Below are 21,483 nucleotides of genomic sequence, written 5' to 3'. Positions count from 1 at the left end.
CATAACCAGCGCGGTGCATACGGGAAATAGACGATGACCAAACGCCGCCACCGACCCCCCGTGCCGATCCACCGGCAGGCCGTTCACCGTCGCTCGTTCGAGCAAAAACGGCATGATTTCAGTTTTATGGAAAATCTGCGTCACCAGCTCGCAATCTTTCAGGTTATAAGTCGCCAGTGCGGGCTTATCTTCGGCGAAACGGCGGTCAATTTCGTCCATCCGATCCCACGGGTTATCGATAGATTTTCCTTCGCCTAATAGCTCCTGAGCGACAGTTTCCAGTGAGAATGAAGAGAAATTCCAGAACGCGGATTTCAGCGCCTCGATACCGTCGATAATTAGCCGACCTTTGGCCTGGGCGAAAAAGACGCCGTCTTTAAAGCCGTGCTCGCGCCACTCCAGCTCGCTGTTATCGCGCCCCAGACGCAGTGGAATACGGTAACGCTCGGCATGTTTTTGCAGCATTCGCAGATCGAACTGCACCACGTTCCAGCCGATGATCACATCGGGATCGTGGTTTGCAAACCAGGCGTTAAGTTTTTCCAGCAGCTGCGGGCGGCTGGCAACGTACTCCAGTTCGAAATCGAGCGCGGAGGCGTCGCCATTCTCTGGCCCCAGCATATAAACGATGCGCTGCCCGCAGCCCTCCAGGCCGATGCAGTACAGCTCACCGTGGCGGGTGGTTTCAATATCAATAGAAACCCACTTGAGCGGCGGACGATAGTCGGGATGCGGTTTCAGGCGAGCATTAACGATAGCGCCATTGCGCATATCTCCCTCGACCCACACTGGAGCGGTGATAAAACGCTCCATCAGATAGCGTTCTGGCGGGCGCACATCAGCCTCGTAGACGGTAACGCCACCTTCACGCAGGCGCTTTTCGTAATTCATCAACTGGCGATGGGCGCGACAGTAAAGGCCATACACCGGCTGACGGTGAAAATCCTTTAACGCCAGCGGCGTCAGGCGAAAGCCTTGTTCACCTTGCAAAATATGCTGAGCGCGGGGAACCTGATCGGCGGGAATAAACGCCACGGACTCTTGCGGCGCAAGCGTAACGTGCAACGGCCCGTTGTCCGTTGCCAGCCAGAAAGAAACTTCGGTCCCTTGAGGGGTATCCCGCCAGTGTCGGGTTAAGATAAAACCTGCCTGCGCCACGCTGAAAATCCAATAAAAAACCAGGCTTGAGTATAGCCTGGTTTCGTTTGACTGGCTGTGGTTTTATACAGTCATTACTGCCCGTAATACGCCTTTGCACCATGCTTACGCAGATAGTGCTTATCCAGCAAGGTTTGCTGCATATCAGGGAGCTGCGGGGCCAGCTGGCGGCAGAAAATCCCCATATAAGCGACCTCTTCCAGCACGATAGCGTTATGCACCGCATCTTCGGCGTTTTTACCCCACGCAAACGGACCGTGAGAATGGACCAGTACGCCAGGCATTTGCGCCGCATCGATACCCTGTTTTTCAAAGGTTTCAACGATGACGTTACCGGTTTCCCACTCATATTCGCCGTTGATTTCTGCGTCGGTCATTTTGCGAGTGCAGGGAATGGTGCCGTAGAAATAGTCGGCGTGAGTGGTGCCGGTAGCCGGAATTGACTGACCCGCCTGCGCCCAGATGGTGGCATGGCGGGAGTGCGTGTGCACAATACCGCCAATGGACGGAAATGCCTGATAGAGCAGTCGGTGAGTTGGCGTGTCGGAGGAGGGCTTTTTCGTACCTTCAACCACTTCACCGGTTTCGATGCTGACCACGACCATATCGTCGGCGGTCATGATGTTGTAATCGACGCCGGAAGGTTTGATCACAAAGACGCCGCGCTCGCGATCAACGGCGCTGACGTTGCCCCAGGTCAGAGTGACCAGGTTGTGTTTTGGGAGCGCCAGGTTGGCTTCTAAAACCTGGCGTTTGAGATCTTCTAACATGTTGACTCCTTCGTGCCGGATGCGCGTTGCTTATCCGGTCTACAAAATCGCAGCGCGTAGGCCTGATAAGACGCACCAGCGTCGCATCAGGCGTTGAATGCCGGATGCACTTTGCTTATCCGGCCTACAAAATCGCAGCGCGTAGGCCTGATAAGACGCGCCAGCGTCGCATCAGGCGTTGAATGCCGGATGCGCTTTGCTTCTCCGGTCTACAAAATCGCAGCGTGTAGGCCTGATAAGACGCGTCAGCGTCGCATCAGGCGTTACATACCTGATGCGGCTACTTAGCGACGAAATCCGTAATACACTTCGTTCCAGCGCAGCGCGTCTTTAAATGCTGGCAGGCGGGTGTCGTTATCAATCACCGTGATTTCAATGTCGTGCATCTCGGCGAACTGGCGCATATCGTTAAGGTTCAGCGCATGGCTGAAGACGGTGTGGTGCGCACCACCAGCAAGGATCCACGCTTCGGAAGCAGTTGGCAGATCCGGTTGCGCTTTCCACAGCGCATTCGCCACCGGCAGTTTCGGCAGGGAGTGCGGTGTTTTCACCGTGTCGATGCAGTTAACCAGCAGACGATAACGATCGCCGAGATCAATCAGGCTGGCGACAATCGCCGGACCGGTTTGGGTATTGAAGATCAGGCGGGCAGGATCATCTTTACCACCAATACCGAGGTGCTGAACGTCGAGGATCGGTTTCTCTTCCACCGCGATCGACGGGCAGACTTCCAGCATATGGGAGCCGAGCACCAGGTCATTACCTTTCTCGAAGTGATAGGTGTAGTCCTCCATAAAGGAGGTGCCGCCCTGCAGACCGGTTGACATCACCTTCATGATGCGAAGCAGGGCGGCAGTTTTCCAGTCGCCTTCGCCCGCAAAGCCGTAACCCTGCTGCATCAGACGCTGTACGGCCAGACCAGGAAGCTGTTTCAGACCGTGCAAATCTTCAAAGGTGGTGGTGAACGCGTGGAAGCCACCTTGTTCCAGGAAACGCTTCATCCCCAGCTCAATACGCGCCGCTTCCAGCACGTTCTGTCGTTTTTCGCCGTGGATTTGAGTGGCAGGCGTCATGGTGTAGCTGCTTTCGTACTCATCGACCAGCGCGTTAACATCGCCGTCACTGATGGAGTTCACCACCTGCACCAGATCGCCAACCGCCCAGGTATTGACGGAGAAACCGAACTTGATCTGTGCGGCAACTTTATCGCCGTCAGTGACCGCCACTTCACGCATGTTATCGCCAAAACGGCAGACTTTCAGATGACGGGTATCCTGTTTAGATACCGCCTGACGCATCCAGGAGCCGATACGCTCATGGGCTTGTTTATCCTGCCAGTGACCGGTAACGACGGCATGTTGCTGACGCATACGCGCGCCGATGAAACCGAACTCGCGGCCGCCGTGCGCGGTCTGGTTCAGGTTCATAAAGTCCATGTCGATGCTGTCCCACGGCAGCGCCGCGTTGAACTGGGTGTGGAATTGCAGCAACGGTTTGTTGAGCATGGTCAGGCCGTTGATCCACATTTTGGCTGGGGAGAAGGTGTGCAGCCACACCACCAGACCTGCACAACGATCGTCGTAATTGGCGTCGCGGCAAATTGCGGTGATTTCGTCCGGCGTGGTGCCCAGCGGTTTCAGCACCAGTTTGCAGGGCAGTTTCGCTTCCGTATTCAGCGCATTAACGACGTGCTCGGCATGTTGGGTGACCTGACGCAGGGCTTCCGGGCCATACAGATGCTGGCTGCCAATTACAAACCACACTTCATAATTATCAAAAATCGTCATTGTCGTGTCCTTATAGAGTCGGAACGGCCTGGGCAGCCTGTGCCAGGGCGGAAGTTGGAAGATAGTGTTGTTCGGCGCTTACCGCCCACTGCTGATAGCGGCGATAAAGCTGTTCAAAGCGTTGTGCCTGTTCGCTGCACGGTTGCAGGGTTTTCTCTACCGCACTGGCCATTTTTTGTTGTGCTGTTGGGATGTCGGCATGCACTTTCGCGGCGACGGCAGCAAAAATCGCCGCACCGAGCGCGCAACACTGATCAGAGGCGACAATTTGCAGCGGGCGATTCAGCACGTCGCAGCAGGCTTGCATAATCACCTGATTTTTCCGCGCGATGCCGCCCAGCGCCATCACGTTGTATACGGCGATCCCCTGGTTGGTGAAGCACTCCTGAATTGCGCGCGCGCCAAAAGCGGTAGCGGCAATTAAACCGCCGAACAGTAGCGGAGCGTCGGTGGCGAGGTTCAGGTCGGTAATCACCCCTTTCAGACGTTGGTTAGCGTTTGGCGTGCGACGACCGTTAAACCAGTCGAGTACTACTGGCAGGTGATCCAGAGACGGGTTTTGAGCCCATGCTTCGGTCAGCGCCGGAAGCAGTTGTTTCTGGCTGGCTTTGATTTGCTCTTTCAGTTCCGGATGCTGGGCGGCAAGCTGTTCCAGCGGCCAGCCGAGTACGCGACCAAACCAGGCGTAGATATCACCAAACGCCGACTGACCTGCTTCCAGACCGATAAATCCAGGAACCACGCTGCCATCAACCTGACCGCAAATGCCTTTAACTGCCCGCTCGCCAACGCTCTGTTTGTCGGCAATCAGAATGTCGCAGGTGGAAGTACCGATAACTTTTACCAGTGCGTTAGGCTGTGCGCCCGCGCCGACTGCGCCCATATGGCAGTCAAACGCGCCGCCGGAAATCACCACGCTTTCAGGCAGACCGAGACGCTGCGCCCATTCCGGGCATAAAGTGCCCACCGGAATATCGGCAGTCCAGGTGTCAGTGAACAGCGGGGAAGGTAAATGACGGTTGAGAATCGGGTCCAGCTCATCAAAGAAACTGGCTGGCGGTAAACCGCCCCAGCTTTCGTGCCACAGAGATTTATGCCCGGCGCTACAGCGTCCGCGGCGAATATCCTGCGGGCGTGTGGTGCCGGAGAGTAGGGCGGGTACCCAGTCGCACAGTTCAATCCACGATGCGGCAGATTGCGCCACGGCGCTATCCTGGCGAGTCACATGCAGGATTTTTGCCCAGAACCATTCGCTGGAATAAATACCGCCAATATAGCGAGAGTAGTCAGTTTTGCCCGGTGTATGACACAAGCGGGTGATCTCTTCCGCTTCTTCAACTGCCGTGTGGTCTTTCCACAAAACGAACATCGCGTTCGGGTTTTCGGCAAACTCCGGGCGCAGCGCAAGCACGTTGCCGTCGGCGTCGATTGGTGCAGGCGTGGAGCCGGTACTGTCGACGCCAATGCCGACCACGTCAGCGCGTTGTTCGGCGCTAAGCGCGGCCAGCACGGTTTTTAGCGCCGCTTCCATTGACTCGATATAGTCACGCGGATGATGACGGAACTGGTTATTCGGGGCATCACAATATTGCCCTTCCTGCCAACGGGGATACCACTCTACGCTGGTGGCGATCTCTTCACCGGTGGCGCATTCCACCGCCAAAGCTCGCACAGAATCACTGCCAAAATCGAGGCCAATTGCAATCGCCATCGTTTCACTCCATCCAAAAAAACGGGTATGGAGAAACAGTAGAGAGTTGCGAAAAAAAGCGTCAGGCAGGATCCGCTAATCTTATGGATAAAAATGCTATGGCATAGCAAAGTGTGACGCCGTGCAAATAATCAATGTGGACTTTTCTGCCGTGATTATAGACACTTTTGTTACGCGTTTTTGTCATGGCTTTTGCCCCCCTTTGTTACAAAATGCTTTTCACAAGCGGGGTTGCCGGTTGGATTAGCGAGAAGAGCCAGTAAAAGACGCAGTGACGGCAATGTCTGATGCAATATGGACAATTGGTTTCTTCTCTGAATGGCGGGAGTATGAAAAGTATGGCTGAAGCGCAAAATGATCCCTTGCTGCCGGGTTACTCGTTCAACGCCCATCTGGTGGCGGGTTTAACGCCGATTGAGGCCAACGGTTATCTCGATTTTTTTATCGACCGACCGCTGGGAATGAAAGGCTATATTCTCAATCTCACCATTCGCGGACAGGGCATAGTGAAAAACCAGGGGCGAGAATTTGTCTGCCGACCAGGCGATATTTTGCTATTCCCGCCGGGAGAAATTCATCACTACGGTCGTCATCCGGAGGCCCGCGAATGGTATCACCAGTGGGTTTACTTTCGCCCCCGCGCTTACTGGCACGAATGGCTTAACTGGCCGTCGATATTTGCCAATACCGGTTTCTTTCGCCCGAACGAAGCGCATCAGCCGCATTTCAGCGATTTGTTCGGGCAAATTATCAATGCTGGACAAGGGGAAGGGCGCTATTCGGAGTTGCTGGCGATAAATCTTCTTGAGCAATTGTTACTGCGGCGCATGGAAGTCATTAATGAGTCGCTACATCCGCCAATGGATAATCGGGTACGCGAGGCTTGTCAGTACATCAGCGATCACCTGGCGGACAGCAATTTTGATATCGCCAGTGTCGCACAGCATGTTTGCCTGTCTCCGTCGCGTCTGTCGCATCTGTTCCGCCAGCAATTAGGGATAAGCGTCTTAAGCTGGCGCGAAGATCAACGCATCAGTCAGGCGAAGCTGCTATTGAGCACGACTCGTATGCCTATCGCCACCGTCGGACGCAATGTTGGCTTTGACGATCAGCTCTATTTCTCGCGGGTATTTAAAAAATGTACAGGCGCCAGCCCGAGCGAGTTCCGTGCCGGTTGTGAAGAAAAAGTGAATGATGTAGCTCTCAGGTTGTCATAATTGGTAACGAATCAGACGATTGACGGCTTGACGGAGTAGCATTGGGTTTGCAGAATCCCTGCTTCGTCCATTTGACAGGCACATTATGCAAGCATTGCTGGAACACTTTATTACCCAATCCACTGTGTATTCATTGATGGCGGTGGTGTTGGTGGCCTTTCTGGAGTCACTGGCGCTGGTCGGTTTGATTCTGCCCGGTACGGTGCTGATGGCGGGGCTGGGGGCGCTGATAGGTAGCGGCGAGTTAAGTTTCTGGCACGCCTGGCTGGCGGGGATTGTTGGCTGCCTGATGGGCGACTGGATCTCCTTCTGGCTGGGCTGGCGGTTTAAAAAGCCGCTGCATCGCTGGTCCTTTCTGAAGAAAAACAAAGCGCTACTCGATAAAACCGAGCATGCGCTGCATCAACACAGCATGTTTACCATTCTGGTCGGGCGCTTTGTCGGGCCGACGCGCCCGCTAGTGCCAATGGTGGCGGGGATGCTGGATCTCCCGGTGGCGAAATTTATCACGCCAAATATTATCGGCTGCCTGTTATGGCCACCGTTTTACTTCCTGCCGGGGATTCTGGCAGGCGCGGCGATCGATATTCCTGCCGGAATGCAGAGTGGCGAGTTTAAATGGTTGCTGCTGGCGACGGCGGTGTTTTTGTGGGTTGGCGGTTGGTTGTGCTGGCGATTATGGCGCAGCGGCAAGGTAACCGATCGTTTAAGTCATTATTTGTCGCGTGGTCATTTGCTGTGGCTGGCACCGTTGATTTCTGCCATTGGCGTGGTGGCGCTGGTGGTGTTAATTCGCCATCCGTTGATGCCGATGTATATCGATATATTGCGTAAAGTGGTTGGGGTTTAGGGCATAGTCTTGTGCGGGGCGACTGATGCGGACAAAACGCACCCGTAGGTCGGATAAGGCGTTCACGCCGCATCCGACAGTGCATACTAACCCGTAATCCCCAATAGTGCCGAAGCACTCGCCTTACCGCTCAACAATTCATCGGTCTTACCCTGCCAGGCGATACGCCCGTCGGCGACCACCACCGAGCGCGTGGCGATCCGCGCGGCATCTTCCACACTGTGCGACACCATCAATAGCGTCATTTTTTGCTGCTGGCAGCTCGTGCTCACCAGCGTCAGCATCTCCTGGCGTAGCGCCGGGTCGAGCGCGGAGAACGGCTCATCGAGCAATAAAATCGGTTGTTCGCGCACCAGGCAACGCGCTAACGCCACACGCTGTCGCTGACCGCCAGAAAGCTCGCCCGGTAACCGCGCCATTAAATTATCAATTCCCATCTGACGGGCAATAGCGTGCATTTTGTCCTGCTGTGCCACGTTCAGCTTCAGTCCTGGATTAAGCCCCAGCCCGATGTTCTGCGCGACCGTCAGGTGACTGAACAGGTTGTTCTCCTGAAACAGCATCGACACCGGACGGCGTGACGGCGGCGTTGTGGTGTGATCAACGCCCTCGATAGTCAGCGAACCGCTGGCTGGCGTCAGAAAACCGGCGATCAAATTCAGCAGGGTACTTTTACCCGCGCCGCTTGGCCCGAGGATCGCCACCTGCTCGCCGCGTTCCATCGTTAAGCTAAAACGCATCGGCAAATGGTGGTAAAGCCAGGTGATATCAGTCAGTTTTAACATTTCGCCCCGGTAGTTTTTCAATCACGGTAAACAGCAGAAAACAGAGCAGCAGCAGAATTAACGCGGTGACCGCGCCGTCCTGGCTGCGATAAGAGCCAATTTGCTGGTAGAGATAAAACGGCAGGGTACGGAAATCATCGTTACCGAACAACGCCACCACGCCAAAATCACCAATCGATAACACGCAGGCAAAGGCCAGCGCCTGCGCCAGCGGACGTTTCAGGGCGCGCAGCTCCACCACTTTTAAGCGTGACCAGCCTTCAATGCCCAGCGACTGACACAACATGCTGTAGCGGGCGGTGATATCGCGCATTGGGTTTTCCAGCACCTTCAGCGCGTAAGGGATCGCCATTAACGCATTGGTGAAAATCACAATGCCGTCAGCAGATTGCGGCAGGCCGATAGTGTTGTTGAGCAGTAAAAAGAAGCCCGTTGCCAGCACAATCCCCGGCATGGCGAGGATCAGCATTCCGCTCATCTCCAGCGCCTGACCCGCCAGCATTTTTTGCCGCGCCCGCAGTTCGCGACTGCTCCATAGCAGCATCATGGTCAGCACTACGCACAATACGCCTGCCGCCAGCGCAATACGCAACGAGGTCCACAGCGCCTGCCACAGCACCGGTTGTGCCAGCACTTCCGGCAACTGGCGATTTACCCCATCGACGATCACCGCCAGTAACGGTGGCAGCAACAGCAGCAGCGCCAGCACAATTAACACAGTGTCGCAAATGCGGCTATGCAGACGATCGTCCGGGTCGCGCCAACCTTGCAGCAGCGTGGTGCCAGGCGCAATGGCCTTACTCAATCGCTGACTCAGCAGCACCAGACCGAGACAGCACACCATCTGGATCAGCGCCAGCATCGCCGCGCGGGCAGGATCGTAGTCGTAACTCAGCGCCTGATAAATAGCCAGCTCGATAGTCGTCGCTTGCGGACCGCCCCCCAGCGACAGCACGGTGGCGAAGCTGGCGAAACAGAGCATAAAGATAAGCGCAGCAACCGGCGGGATTTGTCGCCGTAACCACGGCCATTCGACGAAGCGGAAAAAATGCCAGCCGCGCATCCCAAGCTGGGCGGCAAGCTGACGTTGTTCCCCGGGAATGTTTTCCAGTGCCTGGAGTAATAAGCGGCTCGCCATCGGCAGATTAAAAAATACATGCGCCAGCAAAATGCCTGGCAGGCCGTAGGGCGAAAACGTCCACTCCAGACCAAGCGATTGCCAGAGCGATGCCAGCCAGCCCTGGCGACCATAGACGCTAAGAATGCCGAAAACGGCGACCAGCACCGGGAGGATCAAGGTCATTGCGCACAGACGCAACAGCGCCAACCGCCCGGGAAAGCGCCTGCGATAAAGCGCGCGGGCAAGGAATATTGCGGGTACGACAGAGAGCAGCGCCGAGAGAAACGCCTGCCAGAAGGAGAAGCGCACCACATGCCACAGGTAGCTGTCCTGCCAGATTGCCGCCCAGCTACCCTGCGGCGCGTTCCACCACAGGGCGAGAAACGCCGCCAGTGCAACCGCCACCACAAGCGTAGCGGCGCTTACACCTGGAATTAACCAGCCGGGAATTAACGGCTGACGGCGCGTTGCCATTCGCTAATCCATGCCTGACGTTGTGCCGCCACTTCGGCTGGCGTGAACTCCAGCGTGGTGGCCGGTTTGGTCAATTGTTCAAACCCGGCAGGCAGCGTGACATTTGCCACCGGATACATCCAGTTGCCGGTTGGGATCGCATTCTGGAAAGCCGGAGAAACCATAAACTGGAGGAATTTTTGCGCCAGCTCCGGCTGCTTGCTGGCAGCGGTGCGGGCGGCAACTTCCACTTGCAGATAGTGACCTTCGCTAAAGTTCGCAGCGGCGTAGTTATCTTTCTTCTCTTCGAGAATGTGATAAGCCGGAGAGGTGGTGTAACTCAGTACCAGATCGCTTTCGCCTTTTAAAAACAGGCCGTAGGCTTCACTCCAGCCTTTGGTGACTGTGACGGTTTTCTTCGCCAGCTTCTGCCAGGCTTGTGGGGCGTCATCGCCATAGACTTTTTGCATCCACAACAGCAAGCCAAGCCCCGGCGTACTGGTACGCGGATCCTGATAAATCACTCGCCAGTTTTGATCGCTCTCAACCAGTTCTTTCAGGCTTTGCGGCGGGTTTTTCAGTTTGTTCTTGTCATAGACGAAGGCGAAGTAGCCGTAATCAAACGGTACGAAAGTGTCATTATTCCAGCCGCCGGGAACGTTTACGGCATCCGCTGCCACACCGCTTTTGGCAAACAATCCGGTTTTACTGGCGGCGTCTAACAGGTTGTTATCCAGCCCCAGCACCACATCGGCTTTGCTGTTTTTGCCTTCCATCCGTAGACGGTTGAGAAGCGAAACGCCATCTTCCAGCGCCACCAGTTTCAGTTCGCAATTACAGTCGGCTTCAAAGGCTTTTTTAACCACCGGACCAGGCCCCCAGTCGGCGGCGAAGGAATCGTAGGTATAAACAGTCAGAACGGGTTTAGCGAAAACAGGCGCTGTGCACAGCAACAGCAGGGGAAGACATTTTTTTAACACTTTGCACCTCAAAAAAGAGTGGCAAAGGACTTGAGAAGGAGCCTCAAATCCCTTCGCCGGCGTTATCCGGATCAGGTTCGACGGGTATTTTCTCAGCGCACGCGTCTGCGTGGCACCCCGTTGAGAACGGCGTTAGTGTAGTGATTTTGTTATCAACCAGCAATCATGGATCCGGTGGCGCAAACCACGCTGATTTAAAATCGAACCAGCCGAGGGTGTTCATGCGCAGGCCGCGCATACTGCGTTGTCCCTGAATAATCAGCCAGTGGTGGATCAGCGGCACCATTGCTTTACTGGCAACCAGTTGCTGGCACCAGTTCGCCAGATTCATCTCGCCATTACGCCAGCGGGCGGCGTCGGCTTGCCAGTCGAGAGGAATACAGTGTTGTAGCAGCGGTACTTCGCACAAGTGCGCGAACAGCGAAAAATCCAGCGGCAGCGTAAAGTTGGCGCTGTTAAGCCAGATGTCGCTTTCGATCTCACCTTCGTGCCACTGATCGTAGCTGATCTCTTTGATTTCCAGCGTGACCTGGTGACTTGCCAGAATCTGCTGCATGATCCTGGCAATCACCCGATGTTCAATATGATCCTGATAAAAGGTCAGGGTGAGATGTTCCAGCCCGGCAGGTTTTTCGCAATGTGTTGGGCGGGCATGGTGCCAGCGGGGGAGCAACCCATAGGCCGGAAACCACAGTTGCTGGTACTGTTCCTCGGCGAAATAAACCAGATTGGTCGGCGAAAGTACATAGCTTATCCAGTCTCTGACTTGCTGATTCGCCCCGCGATGGGTGCGGCTGTCGAACAGTAAATAGTAGCAACCTTCTTCAAGGCGACTTTCAATCTCTTTTTCCTCGCCCTGCGGCCCTTTCAGCATCAGGCCTCCAGCGGGTTCATCGGCAATTTCCGGCAAGACCCAGACGTTAACTTCGTCGATTAATGCCCGATAACCGAAGAAATCATCGAATGCCTGAATTTTCAGTTGGTTAGTGCTGTTACGCATTACCGCATACGGACCGGTACCGATAGGGTGGCTGGCAAAATTGCTGAGGGTTTCCCATTCACGCGGCAGGATCATCGCCGGAACTTGCGCCAGCAGTAACGGCAACCAGCGATCTGGCTGAGTGAGATGAATATCCAGCGTCCAGGGCGTCGGCGACACAATTTCAGCAATATGCGAATAGAGCGGCAGCGTATTGATACGCTTCAACGAGGCGATGACGTCGTCCATTTCCAGTTCACGACCATGATGAAAATGGATCCCCGGACGTAAAAAGAAGCGCCAGTGAAGTGGGGAAATTTGCTGCCAGTGGTGGGCAATATCCGCTTCCAGTTCCCCATTTTCCTCATTTATTCGGGTTAACGCACTGAAGATTTGCCGGGCGATATGCGTTTCGGAACGGCGTAATGCGCTGCCAGGCAGCAGATTGCGCAACGGGCGATAGTAGAGCACGCGCAGGATATGCCGCCCCTGGCGGAAGCTGCGGCCCAGATGAGAAACCAGCATTTGCCGCACGGCAGTTTTATCACCGACTAACTGCACCAACTGGTCGATGCGATCCTGTTCCAGCAGGTCTTCCGCCCGCTGTTGCTGAAGCGCCAGCCCGGTGTAGAGGAATGTCAGACGCGAGCGTTTACCGCGCCCAACTTCAGCTTCCCATGTTAACCAGCCGCGATCTTGCATGGTGTTGAGCAGGGTGCGCATATGACGACGGGAGCAGCTCAATAACTCCGCCAGTTCGTTGAGCGTCGTGTCCTGCGATTTACCCTCGCAGCATTGCCACAGGCGGATGAACTGTTGTTGCAGACGAGCAGATGGCATAAAAGGGGAACTCCTGCGCAAAAGTCAGCAATTTTATTTTCCCTATATTAAGTCAATAATTCCTAACGATGAAGCAAGGAGGTGCCCCATGCGTCAGTTTTATCAGCACTATTTTACCGCGATAGCGACGTTGTGCTGGCTGCGTTGGTTAAGCGTTCCACAGCGTTTAGCCATGCTTGAAGAACTGATGCAGTGGGAGGGGAGTGATTCTGAATACTGATTTGCGGACATCATGTGTGACTGAGTATTGGTGTTAATCGCCACGCCAGCAGTGAATACCTGCTGGCTTTTTTCTTTTTGGCGATTGAGTGCCGGACGGCGTACAAATTAACGCATAAACGCCGGTTGCTTCTCTTCATAAGAGGCAATAGCGTCGTCGTGCTGCAGGGTCAGACCGATGCTGTCCAGACCATTCATCATGCAGTGGCGGCGGAAGGCATCGATAGAAAAACGATACGTTTTATCACCCGCTTTCACCTCTTGCGCTTCCAGATCCACGTCGAAATGAATCCCCGGATTGGCTTTCACCAGTGCAAACAACTCATCCACTTCTGCATCGCTTAATTTCACCGGCAGCAGTTGGTTGTTAAAGCTGTTGCCATAGAAGATGTCAGCGAAACTCGGCGCAATCACCACTTTAAAACCGTAGTCGGTCAATGCCCACGGCGCGTGCTCACGCGAGGAGCCGCAGCCGAAGTTTTCTCGTGCCAGCAAAATGGAAGCGCCCTGATACTGCGGGAAGTTCAGCACGAAGTCCGGGTTTGGCTGTTGGCCTTTTTCATCCAGAAAACGCCAGTCGTTAAACAGATGCGCGCCAAAACCAGTACGCGTCACTTTCTGCAGAAACTGTTTCGGGATAATCGCATCGGTATCGACATTGGCGGCATCCAGCGGAACCACCAGGCCTGTATGTTTGATAAATTTCTCTGCCATGGTCTGCTCCTTATTTAATGTTGCGAATGTCGGCGAAATGTCCGGTCACAGCAGCGGCGGCAGCCATTGCCGGGCTGACCAGATGCGTGCGCCCGCCGCGCCCCTGGCGGCCTTCAAAGTTACGGTTGCTGGTGGAGGCGCAACGTTCGCCCGGATTCAGACGGTCGTTGTTCATCGCCAGACACATTGAGCAGCCAGGCAAACGCCATTCAAAACCGGCTTCAATAAAGATTTTGTCCAGACCTTCCGCTTCCGCCTGAGCTTTTACCGGGCCAGAGCCGGGAACCACCAGTGCCTGTACGCCTGGCGCGACTTTTCGCCCTTTGGCGATTTCCGCTGCCGCACGTAAATCTTCAATGCGCGAGTTGGTGCAAGAACCGATAAACACTTTATCGATAGCGACTTCGGTCAATGGAATACCCGGTTTCAGCCCCATATAGGCCAACGCTTTTTCTGCCGACGCGCGTTCAACCGGATCGGCAAACGAAGCCGGGTCGGGAATGTTGTCGTTCACGGAAATCACCTGGCCTGGATTGGTGCCCCAGGTGACCTGCGGGGCGATCTCTTCTGCTTGCAGAGTCACAACAGTATCGAAAGTTGCGCCTTCGTCGGTTTGCAGGGTTTTCCAGTAGGCGACGGCATCGTCAAAATCTTTGCCTTTCGGCGCATGCAGACGGCCTTTGACATAATTAAAGGTGGTTTCGTCAGGTGCAACCAGACCGGCTTTCGCGCCCATTTCGATTGCCATATTGCACAGGGTCATCCGACCTTCCATGCTTAAATCACGAATTGCTTCGCCGCAAAACTCCACCACATGTCCGGTGCCGCCAGCGCTGCCGGTTTTACCAATGATCGCCAGCACGATATCTTTCGCGGTAATGCCCGGTGCGGCTTTGCCCTGGACTTCAATTTTCATGGTCTTCGCTCGACCCTGTTTCAGGGTTTGCGTTGCCAGTACGTGTTCAACTTCGGAAGTGCCGATACCAAAGGCCAGTGCGCCAAATGCGCCGTGGGTGGCGGTGTGCGAGTCGCCACAGACAATGGTCATCCCCGGCAAGGTGACGCCCTGTTCTGGCCCCATTACGTGGACGATCCCCTGATACGGGTGATTCAGGTCATACAGCTCGACGCCAAATTCTTTGCAGTTTTTGATCAGCTCCTGCATCTGGATCCGCGCCATTTCACCGCAGGCATTAATGTCTTTGGTCTGGGTGGAGACGTTGTGATCCATGGTGGCGAAGGTTTTCCCCGGCTGACGCACCGGGCGACCGTGGGCGCGCAGGCCATCGAACGCCTGCGGTGAGGTCACTTCATGCACCAGGTGGCGGTCGATATATAACAGCGGGGTTTCGTTTTCGGCTTCGTACACTACGTGAGCGTCGAACAATTTTTCGTATAACGTCTTAGCCATGATTACACCCCTTCTGCCACATAGCGGGCAATGATATCGCCCATTTCATCGGTACTAACGGCGGCAGCGCCACGGGCTAAATCCCCGGTGCGAATGCCTTCTTCTAATGCGCGGTTAATCGCGCGTTCAATGGCGGAAGCCGCATCATCGGCATCCAGGCTGTAACGCAGCAGCAGCGCCAGCGACAGAATTTGCGCAATCGGGTTAGCGATGTTTTTGCCAGCGATATCTGGAGCCGAGCCGCCTGCCGGTTCATACAGACCAAAACCTTGCTCGTTCAGGCTGGCGGAAGGCAACATCCCCATCGAGCCAGTGATCATCGCACACTCATCAGACAGAATGTCGCCAAACAGGTTGGAGCACAGCAGAACGTCAAACTGTGATGGATCTTTAATCAGCTGCATGGTGGCGTTGTCGATGTACATATGCGCCAGTTCGACATCCGGATATTCAATGGCGATCTCATTAACAATTTCCCGCCATAAAATAGAGGATTGCAGCACATTGGCTTTGTCGATTGAGGTGACTTTGCGACGACGCTTGCGGGCAGATTCAAACGCGATACGGGCGATGCGTTCGATCTCAAAACGGTGATACACCTCGGTATCAAACGCTTTTTCATATTGTCCGCTACCTTCGCGGCCTTTTGGCTGACCAAAATAGATGCCGCCGGTCAGTTCGCGCACGCACAGGATGTCGAAGCCGTTAGCGGCAATGTCAGCACGCAGTGGACAGAATGCTTCCAGCCCCTGATACAGTTTTGCCGGACGCAGATTGCTGAATAATTTGAAGTGCTTACGCAAAGGCAGCAGTGCGCCGCGTTCTGGTTGCTGGTCTGGCGGCAAATGTTCCCACTTCGGACCGCCTACCGAGCCAAACAGCACGGCATCGGCTTGCTCACAACCTTCAACCGTCGCAGGCGGCAGCGGCTGCCCGTGGTTATCAATGGCTGCGCCGCCTACATCGTAATGGCTGGTGGTGATGCGCATCGCAAAGCGGTTGCGCACGGCATCCAGCACTTTCAGCGCCTGGGTCATCACTTCCGGACCAATACCGTCCCCCGGCAATACGGCAATATGGTAATTCTTCGACATCACACGGTTTCCTTGTTGTTTTCGTTGTGTTGAGCTTTGCGTTGCAACTCTTTTTCGACTTCTGCGGCGCGCCAGATATTGTTCAGTACGTGCACCATGGCTTTGGCGGAGGACTCGACAATATCGGTGGCCAGGCCGACGCCGTGGAAGCGGCGACCGTTGTAGTTGGCGACAATATCCACCTGACCCAGCGCATCTTTACCGTGACCTTTAGCGGTCAGGCTGTATTTCACCAGTTCGACGTTATATTCAGTGATGCGGTTAATTGCCTGATAGACGGCATCGACCGGACCGTTACCGTTGGCGGCTTCTGCTTTGACTTCTTCGCCGCAGGCCAGTTTGACGGCGGCAGTGGCAATATCGTTAGAGCCAGACTGCACGCTGAAGTAATCCAGACGGAAATGCTCTGGCTCTTCTTGCTGCTTACCGATGAAGGCCAGCGCCTCCAGATCGTAATCAAACACCTGACCTTTTTTGTCCGCCAGCTTCAGGAAGGCGTCGTACAAATTGTCTAAATTATATTCATTTTCTTTATACCCCATCTCATCCATGCGATGTTTCACCGCCGCACGCCCCGAACGAGAGGTCAGATTCAGCTGGATTTGGTTCAGACCAATAGATTCTGGTGTCATGATTTCGTAGTTTTCGCGGTTTTTCAGCACGCCATCCTGGTGGATACCGGAGGAGTGTGCGAATGCGCCGCTGCCAACAATGGCTTTGTTTGCCGGGATCGGCATATTACAAATCTGGCTAACTAACTGGCTGGTGCGCCATATTTCCTGGTGATTAATGGCGGTGTGGACGTTGAGAATATCCTTACGAACTTTAATCGCCATGATGACTTCTTCCAGGGAACAGTTACCGGCACGCTCGCCGATCCCGTTCATTGCACCTTCCACCTGGCGTGCACCAGCATGTACCGCCGCCAGTGAGTTGCCGACCGCCAGGCCCAAATCGTCGTGGGTATGTACGGAAATAATGGCTTTGTCGATGTTAGGTACGCGTTCATACAGGCCGCTGATGATTCCGGCGAACTCAAACGGCATGGTGTAGCCCACGGTGTCCGGAATGTTGATGGTGGTGGCACCGGCATTAATCGCCGCTTCGACCACTCGCGCCAGATCGGCAATGGGTGTACGCCCGGCATCTTCGCAAGAAAATTCAACGTCATCGGTGTAATTACGGGCGCGCTTCACCATATAGATAGCGCGTTCGATCACTTCATCCAGCGTGCTGCGCAGCTTGGTGGCGATGTGCATTGGGGAGGTAGCAATAAATGTATGAATACGGAAGGCTTCGGCGACTTTCAGAGATTCAGCCGCCACATCGATATCTTTTTCCACGCAGCGGGCTAACGCACATACGCGGCTATTTTTGACCTGGCGGGCGATGGTTTGCACCGATTCAAAATCGCCCGGCGAAGAGACGGGAAAACCAACTTCCATTACGTCAACACCCATACGCTCAAGGGCCAGCGCAATTTGCAGTTTTTCTTTCGCACTCAGACTTGCCTGTAACGCCTGTTCACCGTCGCGTAATGTGGTATCGAAAATAATAACTTGCTGGCTCATGGTTTGGGTCCTTGTCTCTTTTAGAGCGCCTCGCTTCGGGCATAAAAAAACCCGCGCAATGGCGCGGGTTGTTTTTGACTGCGTGCTGGCTTAATGCTGGATGCCGCTCACTCGTCTACCGCGCAAAGAAGATGCGTTTAGTAGTAGTAGACCGATAAAGCGAACGATGTGAGTCATTAAATCAGCTCCAGATGAATGCGATATGCTTTTAGAGTTACTGGATACAAAAACGGATGTCAACCCTGTAGTAAGAAAAGCGGCTTTTCAGCGGTAATTTTGCATGTCTCAAATTAGCTAATTGTGCTGTGTATACATAAACCAACAATATTAATTTCTGTCAGCCAGATCACACTTTTCATTAATTGACATACTTCAGCATAATTTATTGCATTTAATCAATAAGTGATATACGTATAGATAGTATCAATTACCTAACCCATCCTGATGATTTTTCTGTAATTATTTATTTGATGAATGTTTAATTATTGATGAAGCTTATATTATTGATAAGTTAATAAGGAAGATATGGGTGATTAATATATAAATTTTTAATTAAAGTGGCGATTTTATACATATCACGGATGATTGAGCATTCATGGTGATTATGATTATATTGTTTGTGTGACAAAAACATTATAGATAATCATGCTGTGGTGGGTGACTTTCTGCGCGGCGGTGGGTTTTGTTTTAAACAGAACTCTTATCTTTATGTTTTCCTAATTTTACTCATTTTCCTTTTTCTTATTTTATATGTATGGTAAATCATATTTTTCAGGATTATTTTTTTTCTGCATTCCGGTAAGGAAAAGGGAGTTAAGTGTGACAGTGGAGTTAAGTATGCCAGAGGTAAAAACAGATCATCCAGAACCAGCAGATTTTAGTAAGCCACAGCTGCGCATGGTCGATCTAAACTTATTAACTGTTTTCGATGCCGTGATGCAGGAGCAGAATATTACTCGTGCCGCTCATGTTCTGGGAATGTCGCAACCTGCGGTCAGTAACGCTGTTGCACGCCTGAAAGTGATGTTTAATGACGAGTTGTTTGTTCGTTATGGTCGTGGTATCCAGCCGACTGCCCGCGCATTTCAGCTTTTTGGTTCTGTGCGCCAGGCGCTGCAATTAGTGCAAAACGAATTACCAGGTTCAGGTTTTGAGCCAGCCAGTAGCGAGCGGGTATTCCATCTCTGTGTTTGCAGCCCATTAGACAGCATTCTGACCTCGCAGATTTATAATCACATTGAGCAGATTGCGCCAAATATACATGTTATGTTCAAGTCTTCATTAAATCAGAACACTGAACATCAGTTGCGCTATCAGGAAACGGAGTTCGTTATAAGTTATGAAGATTTCCACCGCCCTGAATTTACCAGTGTGCCGTTATTTAAAGATGAAATGGTGCTGGTAGCCAGTAAGAACCATCCGCATATTAAGGGTCCATTACTGAAACATGATGTTTATAACGAACAACATGCGGCGGTTTCGCTCGATCGTTTCGCCTCATTTAGTCAACCGTGGTACGACACAGTAGATAAGCAAGCCAGTATTGCTTATCAGGCATGGCAATGATGAGCGTCCTTAGCGTGGTGTCGCAAACTCACCTGGTCGCTATTGCGCCTCGTTGGCTGGCTGAAGAGTTCGCCGAATCTTTAGAATTACAGATATTGCCGCTGCCATTAAAACAGAATAGCAGAACCTGTTATCTCTCCTGGCATGAAGCTGCCGGGCGCGATAAAGGCCATCAATGGATGGAAGAGCAATTAATTTCTATATGTAAACGCTAAACAAAAGCAGAATAAATCAGGCATTCCTTTCTGGTTTATTCTGCTTTTTTTATTAAATGCAGAATTTTATTCTAAATGCATGTGCGCCAGATTTCATGAATAATTAAAAAAATAGAGAAATTGCTGTAAGTAGTCGAATCTAGCCAATTTATTATCAATTTACGCCTTCATTCTGGAGTATTTTATCGTTTCTTTTCTCCTTTCCTCCTGTTTATTCTTATTTCTTCACGTTTGTGACTCTGTCTGCCAATTGCTTAAGCAAGATCGGACGGTTAATGTGTTTTACACATTTTTTCCGCCAAACAGTGAGGCAGGCCATGGAGATGTTGTCTGGAGCCGAGATGGTCGTCCGATCGCTTATCGATCAGGGCGTTAAACAAGTATTCGGTTATCCCGGAGGCGCGGTCCTTGATATTTACGATGCATTGCATACCGTGGGGGGTATCGATCACGTATTAGTTCGTCATGAGCAAGCGGCTGTGCATATGGCCGATGGCCTGGCACGTGCAACCGGGGAAGTGGGGGTTGTGCTGGTGACGTCGGGTCCTGGGGCGACTAACGCGATTACTGGTATCGCTACTGCTTATATGGACTCCATTCCCTTGGTTGTCCTTTCTGGTCAGGTAGCGACCTCGCTGATAGGCTACGATGCCTTTCAGGAGTGCGACATGGTGGGAATTTCCCGCCCGGTGGTCAAACACAGTTTCCTGGTTAAGCAAACGGAAGACATTCCTCAGGTGCTGAAAAAGGCATTCTGGCTGGCGGCAAGTGGTCGTCCTGGGCCAGTGGTGGTTGATTTACCGAAAGATATTCTTAATCCGGCGAACAAATTACCCTACGTTTGGCCGGAGTCAGTCAGTATGCGCTCTTATAACCCGACAACACTGGGTCATAAGGGGCAGATTAAACGCGCATTGCAGACACTGGCGGCAGCGAAAAAACCGGTAGTTTACGTTGGCGGCGGCGCCGTGACTGCGAGTTGCCATCAACAACTCAAACAGATTATTGAGCAGCTTAATCTTCCCGTCGTCTCTTCATTAATGGGACTGGGGGCGTTTCCGGCAACGCATCGTCAGGCGCTGGGGATGCTGGGAATGCACGGTACCTACGAAGCCAATATGACCATGCATAATGCCGATGTTATTTTTGCGGTCGGCGTGCGCTTTGACGATCGCACCACTAACAATCTGGCCAAGTACTGCCCGAATGCAACGGTTTTACATATTGATATCGATCCAACGTCGATCTCAAAAACCGTTACCGCCGACATTCCGATCGTTGGTGACGCGCGGTTGGTGCTGGATCAAATGCTGGAGTTGCTGGCACTAGAAACGGCTCACCAACCGTTGGATGAAATTCGTGACTGGTGGCAACAGATTGAACAGTGGCGCGCTCGCCAGTGCCTTAAATACGACACTCAGAGCGAAAAGATTAAACCGCAAGCGGTGATCGAGACACTCTGGCGACTGACGAAAGGCGATGCATATGTCACGTCCGACGTCGGGCAGCACCAGATGTTCGCAGCGCTTTATTATCCTTTCGACAAACCGCGCCGCTGGATCAACTCCGGTGGCCTCGGCACTATGGGCTTTGGTTTGCCTGCGGCGCTGGGTGTCAAAATGGCATTGCCAGAAGAAACCGTGGTCTGTGTCACTGGCGACGGCAGCATTCAGATGAACATTCAGGAACTGTCTACCGCTTTGCAATATGAACTGCCGGTGCTGGTGGTGAATCTCAATAACCGCTATCTGGGGATGGTGAAGCAGTGGCAGGACATGATCTATTCCGGCCGCCATTCACAATCTTATATGCAGTCGCTACCGGATTTCGTTCGTCTGGCGGAAGCCTATGGCCATGTTGGGATCCAGATCTCTCATCCGCAAGAGCTGGAAAACAAACTTAGCGAGGCACTGGAACAGGTCCGCAATAATCGCCTGGTGTTTGTTGATGTCACTGTTGATGGCAGCGAGCACGTCTACCCGATGCAGATTCGTGGCGGCGGAATGGATGAAATGTGGTTAAGCAAAACGGAGAGAACCTGAT

General features: G+C 53.2%; 16 protein-coding genes, 2 pseudogenes and 1 riboswitch. Of the genes and pseudogenes, 5 read left to right on the top strand and 13 right to left on the bottom strand.

Translation table 11 applies throughout. The annotated features are described in order from the left end of the window. From AACU94_RS17635 to araB, 4 genes and pseudogenes are all read right to left on the bottom strand, one after another. Positions 1–1,158 (bottom strand): annotated as a pseudogene (locus AACU94_RS17635) (3'-5' exonuclease); the annotation flags it as partial. A gap of 74 nt (positions 1,159–1,232) precedes the next feature. Continuing rightward, on the bottom strand, positions 1,233–1,928 hold the full coding sequence (araD, locus tag AACU94_RS17630; protein WP_135489909.1) for an L-ribulose-5-phosphate 4-epimerase: 696 nt from the start codon (positions 1,926–1,928) through the stop codon (positions 1,233–1,235). A gap of 284 nt (positions 1,929–2,212) precedes the next feature. Continuing rightward, positions 2,213–3,715, bottom strand: a complete 1,503-nt coding sequence (araA, locus tag AACU94_RS17625; protein ID WP_135489907.1) for an L-arabinose isomerase — start codon at positions 3,713–3,715, stop codon at positions 2,213–2,215. A gap of 10 nt (positions 3,716–3,725) precedes the next feature. Then, positions 3,726–5,426: a ribulokinase gene (gene araB / locus AACU94_RS17620; protein WP_135489906.1), complete on the bottom strand. Its 1,701-nt coding sequence runs from the start codon at positions 5,424–5,426 to the stop codon at positions 3,726–3,728. 338 nt (positions 5,427–5,764) lie between these two features. Between araB and araC the strand changes: the two genes are divergently transcribed. Together araC and AACU94_RS17610 are read left to right on the top strand one after the other, a co-directional pair. After that, a complete protein-coding gene (araC, locus tag AACU94_RS17615) occupies positions 5,765–6,643 on the top strand; it encodes an arabinose operon transcriptional regulator AraC (protein WP_130217548.1) in 879 nt (292 codons plus the stop codon). Between the two features lie 85 nt (positions 6,644–6,728). Beyond that, on the top strand, positions 6,729–7,493 hold the full coding sequence (locus AACU94_RS17610) for a DedA family protein (RefSeq protein ID WP_130257856.1): 765 nt from the start codon (positions 6,729–6,731) through the stop codon (positions 7,491–7,493). 86 nt (positions 7,494–7,579) lie between these two features. Here the strand turns inward: AACU94_RS17610 and thiQ are convergent, their stop codons facing one another. From thiQ to sgrR, 4 genes are all read right to left on the bottom strand, one after another. Continuing rightward, complete coding sequence (thiQ, locus tag AACU94_RS17605; protein ID WP_135489904.1) at positions 7,580–8,278, bottom strand: thiamine ABC transporter ATP-binding protein ThiQ; 699 nt, start codon at positions 8,276–8,278, stop codon at positions 7,580–7,582. Further along, positions 8,262–9,872 (bottom strand): thiamine/thiamine pyrophosphate ABC transporter permease ThiP, encoded by a 1,611-nt coding sequence (gene thiP, locus AACU94_RS17600; protein WP_135489902.1) that lies wholly within the window; start codon positions 9,870–9,872, stop codon positions 8,262–8,264. The genes thiQ and thiP overlap by 17 nt, the downstream gene beginning before the upstream one ends. Then, a complete protein-coding gene (gene thiB / locus AACU94_RS17595) occupies positions 9,848–10,831 on the bottom strand; it encodes a thiamine ABC transporter substrate binding subunit (protein ID WP_001469031.1) in 984 nt (327 codons plus the stop codon). The genes thiP and thiB overlap by 25 nt, the downstream gene beginning before the upstream one ends. A gap of 30 nt (positions 10,832–10,861) precedes the next feature. Next, positions 10,862–10,961, bottom strand: a riboswitch (TPP riboswitch). A gap of 33 nt (positions 10,962–10,994) precedes the next feature. After that, positions 10,995–12,650 carry a DNA-binding transcriptional regulator SgrR gene (gene sgrR / locus AACU94_RS17590; protein ID WP_135486675.1) on the bottom strand — a complete coding sequence of 552 codons (1,656 nt, stop codon included), beginning with the start codon at positions 12,648–12,650 and terminating at the stop codon, positions 10,995–10,997. A gap of 88 nt (positions 12,651–12,738) precedes the next feature. Here sgrR and sgrT point away from each other — a divergent pair, with 88 nt between their 5' ends. Then, on the top strand, positions 12,739–12,870 hold the full coding sequence (gene sgrT / locus AACU94_RS17585; RefSeq protein WP_130257853.1) for a glucose uptake inhibitor SgrT: 132 nt from the start codon (positions 12,739–12,741) through the stop codon (positions 12,868–12,870). A gap of 107 nt (positions 12,871–12,977) precedes the next feature. Here the strand turns inward: sgrT and leuD are convergent, their stop codons facing one another. The 5 genes from leuD to leuL all read right to left on the bottom strand — a co-directional run bounded on the left by leuD (position 12,978) and on the right by leuL (position 17,836). After that, positions 12,978–13,583, bottom strand: coding sequence for a 3-isopropylmalate dehydratase small subunit (gene leuD, locus AACU94_RS17580; protein WP_135489900.1), 606 nt, complete (start codon positions 13,581–13,583; stop codon positions 12,978–12,980). A 10-nt stretch (positions 13,584–13,593) separates the two neighbouring features. Continuing rightward, positions 13,594–14,994, bottom strand: coding sequence for a 3-isopropylmalate dehydratase large subunit (gene leuC / locus AACU94_RS17575; RefSeq protein ID WP_001140645.1), 1,401 nt, complete (start codon positions 14,992–14,994; stop codon positions 13,594–13,596). A gap of 2 nt (positions 14,995–14,996) precedes the next feature. Next, entirely contained in the window at positions 14,997–16,088 is a 1,092-nt protein-coding gene (gene leuB / locus AACU94_RS17570) for a 3-isopropylmalate dehydrogenase (RefSeq protein ID WP_000042367.1), read from the bottom strand. Next, positions 16,088–17,659, bottom strand: a complete 1,572-nt coding sequence (leuA, locus tag AACU94_RS17565) for a 2-isopropylmalate synthase (protein ID WP_135489898.1) — start codon at positions 17,657–17,659, stop codon at positions 16,088–16,090. Before leuA ends, leuB begins: the two co-directional genes overlap by 1 nt. A gap of 90 nt (positions 17,660–17,749) precedes the next feature. Beyond that, a complete protein-coding gene (leuL, locus tag AACU94_RS17560) occupies positions 17,750–17,836 on the bottom strand; it encodes a leu operon leader peptide (protein WP_001300467.1) in 87 nt (28 codons plus the stop codon). 660 nt (positions 17,837–18,496) lie between these two features. Here leuL and leuO point away from each other — a divergent pair. Together leuO and ilvI are read left to right on the top strand one after the other, a co-directional pair. Beyond that, positions 18,497–19,440 (top strand): annotated as a pseudogene (gene leuO, locus AACU94_RS17555) (transcriptional regulator LeuO). A gap of 317 nt (positions 19,441–19,757) precedes the next feature. Continuing rightward, positions 19,758–21,482 carry an acetolactate synthase 3 large subunit gene (gene ilvI / locus AACU94_RS17550; protein ID WP_135489897.1) on the top strand — a complete coding sequence of 575 codons (1,725 nt, stop codon included), beginning with the start codon at positions 19,758–19,760 and terminating at the stop codon, positions 21,480–21,482. Position 21,483: the final 1 nt, after the last annotated feature.

Origin of the sequence: Escherichia sp. E4702, assembly GCF_963883545.1 — a bacterium.
Taxonomy (GTDB): domain Bacteria; phylum Pseudomonadota; class Gammaproteobacteria; order Enterobacterales; family Enterobacteriaceae; genus Escherichia.
This window is presented reverse-complemented; position numbering and strand designations above follow the sequence as displayed.